Below are 13,398 nucleotides of genomic sequence, written 5' to 3' on the forward strand. Positions count from 1 at the left end.
GCTCGGCTTCGACGCGCACGCCCCGGCGGAGGCACCGACCGCCTTCGCCTTCCGCGCCGCCCAGGAGCGGGGCGTCCCGCTGCGGGTGGTGAACGCCTGGGCGCTGCCCCCGGCCTCCCCGTCGGCCTGGATGCTCACGGTGCTGGAGGAGGACCGCGCGATGTGGGAGGACCAGGAGAGCCAGGTGGTCTCCGACGCCCTGCGGCCGTGGCGGGAGGGCTGCCCCGAGGTCACCGTGGTGCCGGATGTCGTTCTGCTCAATCCGGCGGAGGCGCTGGTCAGGGCCTCGGAGCGGGCCGGGCTGCTGGTGATCGGGCGCCGTACGGCCACCCGGCCCACCCAGCTGCGACTCGGCCCGGTGGCCCATGCGGTGTTGCACCACGCCCGCTGCCCGGTGGCGGTCGTACCGCACCCCGGGCCCTGAGCACACCCCTCCGCGCCTGAGCCCTGAGCCCGCCTCCCGCAGGCGCTCAGCCGAAGAAGACCCCGAATTCCGAGTACAGCGCCGGATCGACGCCCTTGGTGCCCACCGTGGCCTCCGCGAGCGGTATCCGCACGATGTCCGTGCCGCGCAGCGCCACCATCGTGCCGAAGTCCCGGTCCTTGACCGTGTCGATCGCGCGGAGCCCGAAGCGGGTGGCCAGCCAGCGGTCGAAGGCGCTGGGCGTCCCACCGCGCTGGATATGGCCCAGAACCGTGGTGCGGGCCTCCTTACCGGTGTGATCGGCGATCTCATGGGACAGCCACTCGCCGATACCGGACAGCCGGACATGGCCGAACTCGTCCAGGCTGGAGTCCTTGACCACCATCTGGCCCTTCTTCGGCACGGCCCCCTCCGCCACCACCACGATCGGTGCGTATCTGATCGTGAAGCGGTTCTCCACCCAGGCGCAGACCTGGTCGATGTCGAAGGGCTGCTCGGGGATCAGGATGACGTTGGCACCGCCCGCGATGCCCGAGTGGAGGGCGATCCAGCCGGAGTGCCGCCCCATGACCTCGACGACCAGGGTGCGGGTGTGGGATTCGGCGGTGGTGTGCAGCCGGTCGATCGCCTCGGTTGCGATGTTGACGGCGGTGTCGAAGCCGAAGGTGTAGTCGGTGCCCGCCACGTCGTTGTCGATCGTCTTGGGCACCCCGACCACCTGGATGCCCTCGCCCGCGAGCGCCGCGGCGACCCCGAGCGTGTCCTCGCCGCCGATCGCGATGAGCGCGTCCACCTCGTACTCGGCGAGCGTCTCCCGCACCCGGTCGACCCCGTCCTCGCCGGCCAGGGGGTTGGTCCGGGAGGAGCCGAGGATGGTGCCGCCGCGCGGCAGGATGCCGCGCACGGCCGGGACGTCCAGCGGCACGATGGCTCCTTCGAGCGCGCCGCGCCAGCCGTCCCGCACCCCGACGAATTCGAAACCGTGGACCTCCACGCCCTTCCGGACGATGCCGCGGATCGCGGCGTTGAGCCCGGGGCAGTCACCGCCACCGGTCAGCACACCGACACGCATCTCCGCTCCCTCCGCCGACGGCGCGAGCCGCTGCCGTCGCCGCTTCTTCCGGCGCCACTCTTGCCACCCCCCTTTCTCCAGAATCCACCCATATGTAGCGCGGCGCCCACAGCGGCGTAGGGGTGTCCCCACAACACCGATCTGTTCATCCGACTGATACGACTGATGCGCCAGAGGTGTGGATAGACTCTCGCAACTGCACAAGGGCACAGCGGGGAGAGGCAGCACAGATGGCCCAGGCGAAGAAAATCGCGCTCTATATGCTGATCGTCTTCGTGCTGTACACGATCATCAAGACGCCGGCCCGGGCAGCCGACCTCGTCCAGGTCGGTTTCGAGGGCATATCGGACGCCGCCAAGAGCGTCGGCGAGTTCATGACGGAACTGACCAACTAGCCTCACCCGCCTCCCGTCCCCGCCCTCGAACCCCCGCTCTTTTGGCCCCTTATCGGGCGATTCCTCCACCAACACGTGGTAAAGCGGTGCTTGCACACAGTGCACATGTCTTGTGATGCTATGACCGCTTTTGCCGGGTGAGTACATCGTGAAGGGGTGGCGTGACCGTGTCAGCCCGTACCGCGCCCAGAACCCCGCCCCAGGGCGATGGCGGCAGCGAAAGCGGCAGAAGCCGCGGGGCTGACGCCAGAGCGCTCACCCAGGTGCTCTTCGCCGAGCTCTCGGGCCTCACCCCCGGAACCCCCGAGCACGCCCGCGTGCGCGCCGCGCTGATCGAGGCCAATCTGCCGCTGGTCCGCTACGCCGCGGCCCGCTTCCGCAGCCGCAACGAGCCCATGGAGGACGTGATCCAGGTCGGCACCATCGGCCTGATCAACGCGATCGACCGGTTCGACCCGGACCGCGGGGTGCAGTTCCCGACCTTCGCCATGCCGACCGTCGTGGGCGAGATCAAGCGCTACTTCCGCGACAACGTCCGCACCGTCCACGTCCCGCGCCGGTTGCACGAGCTATGGGTACAGGTCAACGGCGCGACCGAGGACCTGACCGTGCTGCACGGCCGCTCCCCGACGACGGCCGAGATCGCCGAACGGCTCAAGCTCAGCGAGGAGGAGGTGCTGGCCTGCATCGAGGCGGGCCGCTCGTATCACGCCACCTCCCTGGAGGCCGCCCAGGAGGGCGACGGACTGCCCGGACTGGTCGACCGGCTCGGCTACGAGGACCCCGCACTCGCCGGAGTCGAGCACCGCGATCTGGTGCGCCATCTGCTCGTTCAACTGCCCGAGCGCGAACAGCGTATCCTTTTGCTCCGTTACTACAGCAACTTGACGCAATCTCAGATCAGCGCCGAGCTCGGCGTCTCCCAGATGCATGTGTCCCGGCTGCTGTCCCGGAGCTTCGCCCGGCTGAGATCCGCAAACCGGATCGAGTCCTGATCCTTGCGAGGGACCTCCGCCCCGGGTCTCAAGGCTGTAATGTCGACATGGCGCTACAGCGTGTTGCCGACATGTGACATTCTGCAGGAACCGCGTTTGCCGCGGCCCCACCTCCGGTATTCAGGGGGAGGCTGCGTCGGACGCGAACCGCGCAGCTGGGATCCGTCCGCGACCTCTAGGGGGTGGCATGTCCGTAGAACTGGGCAGCTCGAAGGTGCTCAACAACGACGCACCGCACATGCCTGACGACTGCGACGCCATCGACACCCGCACCCTCTCCCGCTCCCTCTTCCTGCGGCTCGCCACACTCGACAAGGACAGTGCGGAGGCCGGCTACGTCCGTGACACCCTCATCGAGCTGAACCTCCCGCTCGTCCGCTACGCGGCGGCCCGGTTCCGCAGCCGCAACGAGCCGATGGAGGACATCGTCCAGGTCGGCACCATCGGCCTGATCAAGGCGATCGACCGCTTCGACTGCGAACGGGGCGTGGAGTTCCCGACGTTCGCCATGCCGACCGTCGTGGGCGAGATCAAGCGGTTCTTCCGCGACACCAGCTGGTCGGTGCGGGTCCCGCGGCGGCTGCAGGAGCTGCGCCTGGCCCTCACCAAGGCCAGTGACGAGCTGTCACAGAAGCTCGACCGCTCCCCGACCGTCACGGAGCTCGCCACGGCGCTGGGCGTCTCCGAGGAGGACGTGGTCGACGGGCTCGCGGTGGGCAATGCCTACACGGCCAGCTCGCTGGACTCCCCGTCCCCCGAGGACGAGGGCGGCGAGGGGTCGCTCGCCGACCGGCTGGGGTACGAGGACAGCGCACTGGAGGGCGTGGAGTACCGCGAGTCGCTCAAGCCCCTGCTGGCCAAACTGCCGCCGCGCGAGCGCCAGATCATCATGCTGCGCTTCTTCGCCAATATGACGCAGTCGCAAATCGGCGAAGAGGTCGGGATCTCCCAGATGCATGTCTCCCGGCTGCTCACCCGGACCCTGGCCCAGCTGCGCGAGGGCCTGATCTCGGACTGAGCCGCCACTGGCCGGTCCCCTGCCGGATCCCTGTACACCTGACGGGTCGTCAGCCACACTGGCCCGATGCGATACGCATGGAGCCGGACAACGGGCCGCCGAGGCAAGGCAATCGCCTCCTCGGCGGCCGCGCTGTGCCTGGGGGCACTCCTCAGCGGCTGCGGCGGTGGCGGCGACGGCTATGTGGCCGCCGGGGCGGCCGGACCCGACGGCCGGCCGACCGCGAACGCCGTGCCACCCAAGGGCGACGTCGACCTGGTGCCCCTGGACGAGGACGGCACGGACAACGATCGCGACGGTAAGGGCGGCACGGACGGGAAGCGCGATCGGGGCGCGGCCGGACCCACCGCCACCACGGACGGACCGGCCTCGCGGGCGCCCTCGGCATCCGCGAAGGCCCCCGGCCGTACGGACGGCTCGGGCGGCCCGGACGGCGGGAAGAGCGGCTCCGGGGCCCCGGGGCGTACGGACGACGGCCCCAAGGGCGACGACGGCCCCAAGGGCGACGAACCCGGCGAGCCCTCGCCCTCCGGCCCGGGCTCGGGTTCCTCGGACCCCTCCGGCACCCCCACGCCCACCGGACCGGCCGCCCTCAAGGTCGGCAAGCCGGAGCGCACGGCGACCGATGAGCGCTGGTGCGAAAAGGTGAAGGTCGAGTTCCGCAACACCGGAGGAGCGCCCGTCGCCTCGGGCACCGTCACCTTCGGGACGCATGTGATCGACGCCCTCGGCATCGACTGGGCCACGCTGGAGTCCAAGGAAGAGCTGCCCGCGCCGATCGGCGCGGGCCAGAAGAAGGAGAAGACCTGGACGGTGTGCGTGGACGACTGGCGGGTGCCGCTGGGTATGCATATCGAGACACAGGACGTCTCGGTCAGCTGGAAGCCCTAAGGCCGGCCTGGCAGCCGTAAGGGGCGCGGGAACTCAGGCCCTCGCGGGAGCTCAGGGCCCCCGCAGGAGCTCAGACCCCCGCTGGAAGCGTCAGGGCTTCGCGGCTCAGCCCAGCGCCAGCCAGGCCACCGCCGCGACGATCACGACCGCCGCGATCACACCGACGATCAGGCCGACGCGCGAACCGCCGCCCGATGCGGTGGACGTCTGAGGCTGCCGAGTGCCCTCGTCGACGAAGGCGCGGAACATCTGAGTGGAGCCGGCCGGGTCCTGGTTCCCGTTGGGGCTCTGGGGGTTGTTCGCCATGAGCCCCGACCCTAGCGAACGAGCGGATTCCGGGACACCCCCGGGTCTCAGCAGCCTCTTGCACCTCAGCCGCCCCGCTTGACCGACTCCAGGACGACTCTTTAACGGCAATTTACCGCCCAGACCACCCTTTCATTTGCCTGTAGCAACTAACTTCTTCTATGGTTGCCTTAAGCAACTGACGATCTGATCAATCCCACTGGGGGTGCCGTGGCCACGCAGCGCCACTATGAGGAGCTGGCCCGGCAGCTCAGCGCCATCGGCACCGTCAAGCGCGGGCTCGGGCGCGCCCTGCCGGCCGACTGCCCATCGGGCTCCGCCGTCGTCCTGATGCTCCTCGACCGCTACGGCGAGATGCGCATGGGCAAGCTCGCCGAGCTGCTCGACATCGACATGTCGGTGACCAGCCGGCATGTGGCGCATGTCGCGAACCGCGGCTGGGTGGACCGCAAGCCCGATCCGCTCGACCGGCGGTCGCGGCTGCTGACCATCAACCCCAGCGGTCGAGCACTGCTCGGTCAGGTCTCCGAGCGCTACACGAACGCGCTCGCCAGCTGTCTGAGCGACTGGTCGGACGAGGACGTCGACCGCCTCAATGAACTTCTCGCCCGGTTGCGGTCGAGTTTCGGGGACACCCGTTCCCGGGCTCTGCCGCATCAGGCGGAGACCAGCATCACCCGTACACCTTCGCAACGTTAAGGAACTTCATGGCAACGACCACACCGGACGGCGGTGTGCGGGGACCCGCGGGGCACCCCGCCCACGCCAAGCACGGCGGAGGAGGCCACAGAGGCCAGCACGGCCAAGACGCGGACTCCCCGGCGCCGATGACCCACCGGCAGATCATGGAGGCGCTCTCCGGGCTGCTGCTGGGGATGTTCGTCGCGATCCTGTCGTCGACGATCGTCTCCAACGCGCTGCCCGAGATCATCTCCGATCTCCACGGCGGCCAGTCCGCCTACACCTGGGTCGTCACCGCCACCCTGCTGGCCATGACCGCCGCCACCCCGCTGTGGGGCAAGCTCTCCGATCTCTTCAGCAAGAAGCTGCTGGTCCAGATCGCCCTGCTGATCTACGTCGCCGGCTCCGTGGTGGCCGGTCTGTCGCAGAACCCCCGCATGCTGATCGCCTGCCGTGTGGTGCAGGGCGTCGGCGTCGGCGGTCTGTCCGCCCTCGCCCAGGTCGTCATGGCGGCGATGATCTCCCCGCGTGAGCGCGGCCGTTACAGCGGCTACCTCGGCGCGACCTTCGCCGTCGCGACCGTCGGCGGTCCGCTGCTGGGCGGCGTGATCACCGACACCGACTGGCTGGGCTGGCGCTGGTGCTTCTACGTCGGCGTCCCGTTCGCCGTCATCGCGCTGATCGTCCTTCAGAAGACCCTGAAGCTCCCGGTGGTGAAGCGGGACGTCAAGGTCGACTGGGGCGGCGCCTTCTTCATCAGCGCCGCGGTCTCGCTGCTGCTGATCTGGGTCACCTTCGCGGGCGACAAGTACGACTGGATCTCGTGGCAGACCTACGCCATGGTCGGCGGTTCGATCGCGCTCGGTCTGATCTTCCTGCTGATCGAGTCCAAGGCGAGCGAGCCGATCATCCCGCTGCGGCTGTTCCGCAACAAGACGATCACCCTCGCCTCGCTGGCGTCGCTGTTCGTCGGTATCGCGATGTTCTCCGGCACCGTCTTCTTCAGCCAGTACTTCCAGCTGGCGCGCGGTGAGACGCCCACGATGTCCGGCGTCATGACCATTCCGATGATCGGTGGCCTGTTTATCTCCTCGACCGTTTCCGGTCAGGTCATCACCAAGACCGGTCGCTGGAAGGCATGGCTGGTCATCGGTGGTGTGCTGGTGACCGCGGGTCTCGGGCTGCTGGGCACCATCCGGTACGACACCCCGTACTGGCACATGGCGATCTACATGGCGCTCATGGGCCTCGGCATCGGCATGATGATGCAGAACCTGGTGCTGGCCACCCAGAACCAGGTGGCCCCGCAGGACCTCGGCGCGGCCAGCGCCGTCGTCACCTTCTTCCGCTCCCTGGGCGGTGCGGTGGGCGTCTCGGCGCTCGGCGCGGTGCTCGCCAACCGCGTCACCCACTACGTCAAGGACGGCCTGGCCGACCTCGGCCCCAAGGGCGCCGCGCTGGGCCACGGCGGCACCGGCGGCGGTGGCATCCCCAACGTCAAGGCGCTGCCCGAGCCGCTGCGCACGATCATGGAGAGCGCCTATGGCCACGGTGTCGCGGACGTCTTCCTCTTCGCCGCCCCGGCCGCGTTCCTCGGGCTGCTGCTGACCCTGTTCATCAAGGAGGTCGCCCTGAAGACCAACTCCGGCTCCCAGCAGACCGCCGCGGCCGCCTCGGACGCCCCGGCCGCGGACGCGGCCCCTGCCGACGCGATGGCGGCCACGGCGGCCACCGGGCAGGTCGCCGACCTCGAGCCCGCGCTCGTGGGCGCCCCGGCCGCCGGGGTGTACGAGCCGGGCGCCGACGGTGCCTTCGCGGCCAGCGCTCCGCAGTCGGCCACCGTTCCGCAGCGCCTTACCGCCTTCGCCTCCGCCGGGGGCGACGGTGCGGACCGTCAGCCCCGGCAGGGTGTGCACGGCTTCGTGCGGAACGCGGAGGGCGGCCCCGTCGCCCGCGCCGCGGTGACGCTGATCTCGCTCGCGGGGCGGCAGCTGGGCCGTTCCGTGGCGCACCCCGACGGCTCGTACGCCCTGGACGCGCCGGGTTCCGGCTCGTACGTCCTGATCGCGGCGGCCGACGGCCACCAGCCGCAGGCGTCCACGGTCGTGGTCGGGGACGAGCCGCTCGGCTTCGACATCGTCCTGTCGGCCACCAGCGGTCTGGTGGGCACCGTGCGCGGTGCCGCCGACGGCCGGCCGGTGGACGCGGCGATGGTCGTGGTCACCGATGTCCGCGGTGAGGTGCTGGCCACCGGGAAGACCGGTGAGCAGGGCGACTTCGGCTTCGAGGAGCTGGTCTCCGGGACCTTCACGGTCGCGGTGAACGCGCCGGGCTACCGGCCCGCGGCCCTGCCCGTCGAGGTGGGGGCCCAGGGGCTGACCCGGGTGGAGATAGCGCTGCAGGCCGGCGCCCGGGTGCAGGGCATAGTCCGGGCCGGTGCCGACCGGCGGCCGCTGCCCGACGCGCGGGTCACCCTCGTGGACTCGGCCGGGAACGTGGTCGCCACCGCCACCACCGGTGAGGACGGCGCGTACGCCTTCACCGACCTGGACGCGGGCGACTACACGGTCATCGCGAGCGGCTACCCGCCGGTCGCGGGGGCGCTGACGGTCTCCGGGCCCGGCGTCGACGGCCACGACGTGGAGCTCGCCCACCCGGGCGAGTGACGGAACCCCGGGCCCGGGGCGCGCAAGAGCGGAGACGCGCCCCGGGCCCGGCCCGGGCGGCGGATTTCTCGGCCGGACCCGGAACCCGGATCCCGGCGGCGGTGTAGTGAAGGCAGGGGACGGCCTGACGCCGCCGCCCGGATCCGGTGCACAGACACGACGAGTACCACCAGCACGACGGGTACCACCAGCACGACGATTACGACCAGCACGGCGAGTACCACCAGCACGGCGCGCACGACCAGCGCGCCGGGCGACATGAGTGACATGAGCGACACGCCGAGCAAGACGAGCAACACGGCGACACCCGAGCGGGAGCGAAACGCGGCATGACGACCACAGGAGCAGGAGCAGGCGGGGGAGCGGGACTGCGGGCCCGGATCCGCACCCGCGACGGCTGGGCGGTCCAGCACGCGGTGCTGACCGTCACCGATATGACGGGCGCCCAGGTGCTGCGCGCGCAGGCCGACACGGATGGCGCCGTGCGGAGCGACGAGCCGCTGCCGCCGGGGCCGTACACGATCATCGCCACCGCGGTCGGCTACGCCCCGGTCGCCTCCACGGCGATCGTCACGGCCTCCGGGCGGGCCGACGTGGGCACGGTGGTGCTGGCGCGCCAGGGCGGGGTGGAGCTTCCGCCGCCCGGGGCATGGACGATCGACCCGGTGCATTCGACGGTGGCCGCGGTCGCCCAGCATCTGGGGATCTCGAGCGTGCACGGCCGGTTCACGGAGTTCGGCGGGCGGATCGAGGTCGCCGAGGACATCGAGAAGTCGCGCGTCGAGGCGGTCATGCGGGCCGCCAGCATCGACACCGGCAACACGATGCGGGACGGCCATCTGAAGTCGCCCGACTTCCTCAATGTGGAGGAGTTCCCGGAGCTGACGTACCGGAGCACGCATCTGAGCGCGGCCGGAGCCGACCGCTGGACGGTCCATGGCGAGCTGTCGATGCACGGCGTGGTCCGGGACGTGGATCTGGACCTGACGTACCTGGGCACGGGTCCCGACCCCTGGGGCGGGGTGCGGGCGGCCTTCCGGGCCGTCGCCGAGCTGCGCCGCGAGGACTTCGCGATGAACTACAACCAGGTGGTCGCGGCGGGCATCGCGGCGATCGGCACGACCCTGCGGGTGGAGCTGGACATACAGGCTGTGCAGGGCGAGGAACTCCCCACGGCCTGAGGCCCCCCGCGCCTGAGGCCCCCGCGCCCGATGTTCCGGTGTTCCGGGCCGGCGCGCCGACCCGCCCGGCGCGCTATCGGTCCAGCAGGGTCTCGATACCGGCGATCGCGAGGTCCAGGGCGAAGGTGAAGTCGCGGTCGTGCATCTCCTGGACCGTGGTGCCGCCGCGAGCCTCCATGATTTTCCGCTGCTCGTCGAAGTCCGAACGGTCCTCGACCGAGCTCATCATCTCGTGGAACAGCTCGTCCTGGGTGACTCCGTCCGCCCGGCAGCGGGCGGCGAAGCGGCCCTCGATCGTGCCGAAGCCGTAGACGAACTGATAGACGAGGGACAGCGCGCTGGTGACCCTGTCGTCCGGCACTCCGCTGTTGCGCATCACGGCCAGCGCGGCCTTGCTGAAGCCCACCGCGTTGGGCCCGATGTTGAGGTACTCCCCCAGCAGCGCGGGCAGCCAGGGATGCCGCACCAGCACCCGGCGGTACTCGGTGGCCATCTGGCGTAGCTGGTCACGCCAGTCCCGCGGCTCGGCCGGGGTGTGCTCGAGGCCCTCGACGGCGCCGACGGTCTCGATGGGCAGCGCTATCTCGCCCATGGCCGCGTCCAGGGCGAGTTCGAGCAGATGGTCCTTGGTCTCCACGTACCAGTAGACCGACATGGCGGTCACCCCGAGCTCCGCCGCGAGCCGGCGCATCGAGAAGCCGGAAAGCCCCTCGGCGTCCAGCAGCCGCATCGTCGCCGCGACGATCTTCAGATGGTCGAGCCCGACGGGCTGCTGGTCGCCCTTGCGCCTGGGGGTTTTGCGCTCGGAGAGCCAGACGCTGGACCGCGGGCGGACGGTGCGGCTGCCGGTTGCCATGGCGGCGCCTCTCTTTCTCCGGTGCGCTGGCGCCACATATGTCCCGGGCCCGGGCACGCGGCACCTCACTACCTGAAGATGCTATGCCGCCGGGGCCTCCTGTGAAGATCGTTCGGCCCTGCTGAGCAGCAGCGCGGCCAGCACTCCACCCGCCAGCACGGCCGCCGCGCCGACCAGCTGGCTGGTCTCCACACCCGAGGCGAAGGCGTCCGCGACGGCCTCGCGGTCCTCGGGGGTACGGGCGGCGGCGAGGGCGGCCGGGAGCGAGCCCGCTCCGGTGGCGACCGCGGGCAGCAGCGAGCCGAAGCGGGAGTTGAGCACGGCGCCGAGGACGGCGACACCGAGCCCGTTGCCGCATTCGGTGAGCGTGCCGTTGACCCCCGCGCCCACCCCCGCCTTCTCCGGCGGGATGGCCGACATGATGGCGTTCGCCATCGCGGGCATGGCCAGCGCGATACCGGCCCCCATCACCACCAGCCCGAAGAGCATCCCGCCATAGCCATGCGCACCGAGCGTCGCGATGGCGGCGAGACCGGCCGCGAGCAGCCCCATCCCGCCGACGATCGTCACCGGGGTCCCGAGCTTGGGCAGCAGCCGCGCGCCGACGCCGGTGAGATTGAGCGCGACGATCACCAGCGCGAGCGGCGCGGTGCGCAGCCCCGCGTCCAGCGCGTCATAGCCGAGCACGAACTGCAGATGCTGGGTGAGCAGGAAGAGCGAACCGCCCATCCCGAAGGCCACCAGGATGCCGCCCGCCACCGCGCCCACGAACCGGCGGTTGCGGAAGAAGTGCATGTCCAGCATCGGATACGGGATATGACGCTCCCACAGCGCGAATCCGGTCATCACGGTGACGCCGATGAAGGCCGACAGCAGCACCCGGCTGGAGGTCCAGCCGTGCTCCGGCCCGGAGATGATCGCGAAGACGATGCCGGTCATGCCGACCGTGGACAGCAGCGCGCCGAGCAGATCGGGGCGGTCGCTGGTCGGCGTCTTCGACTCCGGCACCATCCAGACCACGGCCACCAGCCCGAGCAGCGCGACCGGGATATTGATCAGGAAGATCGAGCCCCACCAGAAGTGCTCCAGCAGCGAGCCGCCGATCAGCGGCCCCGCGGCGAAGCCGAGCGAGCTGACCGCACCCCACAGCCCGATGGCCTTGGCCCGTTCGCCCTCGTCGAAGACCTGCACCACGACCGCGAGCGTCGTGGTCATCAGCAGCGCCCCGCCGATCCCCATGCCCGCGCGGGCGGCGATCAGCTGGCCGGGGTCCTGCGCCATCGACGCCGCGAATGAGCCGATGCCGAACAGGGCGAGCCCGGCGACCAGCAGCTTCTTCCGCCCATAGCGGTCGGCGGCGCTGCCCGCGGTGAGCAGCAGCCCCGACTGGACCAGCGAATAGGCGTTGATCATCCACTGGATGTCGGCCGTGCGGGCATCCATCTCCCTGGCCAGGGAGGGGACCGCCACATTGAGGATCGTGTTGTCCAGCAACACGGTGAGCTGGGCGAGGCAGATCACGGCGAGGATCAGCCAGCGCTGGGGATGACCACCCGGGGACTGGTCGGGTGGCGCGGAGGCGGCGTCAGCGGTCGAGACCGTCATGGGGACTCCAGGCAGGGGGCTTCTACGGTGTATGACGATGTGCTGGGTCTTACACCGTACAAGCGTCGCTGTACGGCGTACAGCGAATTATGTGCGCGCGTCGCATACGCGTACGGGCCGGTGATCGCGGGGGTGAACCCGCGACCACCGGCCCGTACGACTCCGGAATCAGTCGGAGGACTTCGAGGTCTTGGCCGCCTTCTGGGTCAGGTCATAGAGCGTGGTGCTGCCCACGGTGACCTTCTTGTAGGTGGACTCGATCCAGGAGGTGATCCGGGACGAGGTCCCCTGGCCGCCGCCCGGCCCGCCGCCCATGCCGGTGCCCGAGGAGATGAAGTAGTGGATCTTGCCCTGCTTCACATACTCCTTGAACTGGGCGAGCGTCGGGGACGGGTCACTGCCGTTGAAGCCGCCGATGGCCATCACGGGCTTCTCGGTGGCGAGTTGGTAGCCAGCGGCGTTCTGGGAGCCGATCGCCGCGGCCGCCCAGGTGTAGTCGTCGGCGTTCTTCGCCAGCTTCGCCTCCACGTCGGCGTCGACCTGCTGGCCGTCGAGCAGTCCGCCCATGCCGCCGCCACGGCGGCCGCCCTCGCCCATGCCGCCGCCGGGCAGCATGCCCGGCCGGCCGTTCTGCCCCTGGCCGCCCTGGGCGTTGCCCGTGCCGTTGCGCGGGGACTGACCGCCGCCCGGGAAGCCGTTCTGGCCACCACCCGGCTGACCGCCGCCGGTGCCACCGCCGGTGCCGCCACCCGGCATGCCCTGCGAACCGCCCTGGCCCTGCTGGCCCTGACCACCCTGCTGATTGCCCTGACCTTGGCCCTGCCCCTGCTGGCCCGCGCCCTGGCCTCCGTTCTGCATCCCCGGCGGACCGCCCCGGCCACCGCCCGGGAAGCGGCCACCGGGACCGCCCATGCCCCCCGCCACTGACGGACCGGCCGTCACGATGGAGCCGTGCTTCGGGGTGTCCACCGTGTTGAGCGTGTACGCGACCGGCCCGGCCAGCCCCGCCGCGAGGCCGAGGCCCGCCGCGGCCAGCGCCGCCCTCCGCCCCAGGCGCGCCGTCAGCAGCAGCCCGGCCGCCGCCGCGAGTCCGCCGATCAGCACCGCCCAGCGCAGCCAGGGGTGCCAGTCCGGCGACCGCCCCAGCAGGACGTACGACATGTACGCGGTGACCGCGACCGTGACGGCCAGCACCGCCGAGGCCGCCGCCCCCGCCCGGCCGCCCTCGCTTCGCCGCTCCCACAGCAGGGCCGCGCCCATGCCCACGAGCGCCGCGATATAGGGCGCCAGGGCGATGTTGTAGTACTG

12 protein-coding genes and 1 pseudogene are annotated in these 13,398 nt (G+C 70.7%); 8 read left to right on the top strand and 5 right to left on the bottom strand.

Annotation, left to right across the window (positions count from 1 at the left end):
* A partial coding sequence (locus GWI24_RS28755; RefSeq protein ID WP_210948804.1) for a universal stress protein occupies positions 1-424 on the top strand: 424 nt, incomplete at its 5' end.
* Positions 425-470: 46 nt separating this feature from the next.
* Here the strand turns inward: GWI24_RS28755 and GWI24_RS28760 are convergent.
* Positions 471-1,496, bottom strand: coding sequence for a 6-phosphofructokinase (locus GWI24_RS28760; protein ID WP_210948805.1), 1,026 nt, complete (start codon positions 1,494-1,496; stop codon positions 471-473).
* 230 nt (positions 1,497-1,726) lie between these two features.
* On the opposite strand from GWI24_RS28760, the gene GWI24_RS28765 reads away from it, so the two are divergent.
* The 4 genes from GWI24_RS28765 to GWI24_RS28780 all read left to right on the top strand — a co-directional run bounded on the left by GWI24_RS28765 (position 1,727) and on the right by GWI24_RS28780 (position 4,795).
* On the top strand, positions 1,727-1,891 hold the full coding sequence (locus GWI24_RS28765; protein WP_165556256.1) for a hypothetical protein: 165 nt from the start codon (positions 1,727-1,729) through the stop codon (positions 1,889-1,891).
* Positions 1,892-2,052: 161 nt separating this feature from the next.
* A complete protein-coding gene (locus tag GWI24_RS28770; protein ID WP_037956765.1) occupies positions 2,053-2,886 on the top strand; it encodes an RNA polymerase sigma factor SigF in 834 nt (277 codons plus the stop codon).
* Positions 2,887-3,073: 187 nt separating this feature from the next.
* Positions 3,074-3,904: an RNA polymerase sigma factor SigF gene (locus GWI24_RS28775; protein WP_210948806.1), complete on the top strand. Its 831-nt coding sequence runs from the start codon at positions 3,074-3,076 to the stop codon at positions 3,902-3,904.
* A gap of 66 nt (positions 3,905-3,970) precedes the next feature.
* Entirely contained in the window at positions 3,971-4,795 is an 825-nt protein-coding gene (locus tag GWI24_RS28780) for a hypothetical protein (protein ID WP_210948807.1), read from the top strand.
* A 105-nt stretch (positions 4,796-4,900) separates the two neighbouring features.
* Here the strand turns inward: GWI24_RS28780 and GWI24_RS28785 are convergent, their stop codons facing one another.
* Positions 4,901-5,101, bottom strand: coding sequence for a hypothetical protein (locus GWI24_RS28785; RefSeq protein ID WP_210948808.1), 201 nt, complete (start codon positions 5,099-5,101; stop codon positions 4,901-4,903).
* Positions 5,102-5,311: 210 nt separating this feature from the next.
* On the opposite strand from GWI24_RS28785, the gene GWI24_RS28790 reads away from it, so the two are divergent.
* The 3 genes from GWI24_RS28790 (at position 5,312) to GWI24_RS28800 (ending at position 9,629) form a co-directional block, all read left to right on the top strand.
* Positions 5,312-5,800: a MarR family transcriptional regulator gene (locus GWI24_RS28790; protein ID WP_210948809.1), complete on the top strand. Its 489-nt coding sequence runs from the start codon at positions 5,312-5,314 to the stop codon at positions 5,798-5,800.
* 8 nt (positions 5,801-5,808) lie between these two features.
* A complete protein-coding gene (locus GWI24_RS28795) occupies positions 5,809-8,448 on the top strand; it encodes an MFS transporter (protein ID WP_210948810.1) in 2,640 nt (879 codons plus the stop codon).
* A gap of 329 nt (positions 8,449-8,777) precedes the next feature.
* The gene (locus GWI24_RS28800; protein WP_210948811.1) at positions 8,778-9,629 is read left to right on the top strand and encodes a YceI family protein; all 852 of its coding nucleotides are present in this window, start codon (positions 8,778-8,780) and stop codon (positions 9,627-9,629) included.
* A gap of 73 nt (positions 9,630-9,702) precedes the next feature.
* Here GWI24_RS28800 and GWI24_RS28805 read toward each other — a convergent pair whose 3' ends face one another.
* The 3 genes and pseudogenes from GWI24_RS28805 to GWI24_RS28815 form a co-directional block, all read right to left on the bottom strand.
* Positions 9,703-10,485, bottom strand: a complete 783-nt coding sequence (locus tag GWI24_RS28805; protein WP_210948812.1) for a TetR/AcrR family transcriptional regulator — start codon at positions 10,483-10,485, stop codon at positions 9,703-9,705.
* Between the two features lie 81 nt (positions 10,486-10,566).
* Positions 10,567-12,090, bottom strand: a complete 1,524-nt coding sequence (locus GWI24_RS28810; RefSeq protein ID WP_210948813.1) for an MFS transporter — start codon at positions 12,088-12,090, stop codon at positions 10,567-10,569.
* Between the two features lie 168 nt (positions 12,091-12,258).
* Positions 12,259-13,398 (bottom strand): annotated as a pseudogene (locus GWI24_RS28815) (glycosyl transferase); the annotation flags it as partial.

Origin of the sequence: Streptomyces sp. MK37H, from assembly GCF_018035285.1 — a bacterium.
Lineage (GTDB): Bacteria > Actinomycetota > Actinomycetes > Streptomycetales > Streptomycetaceae > Streptomyces > Streptomyces endocoffeicus.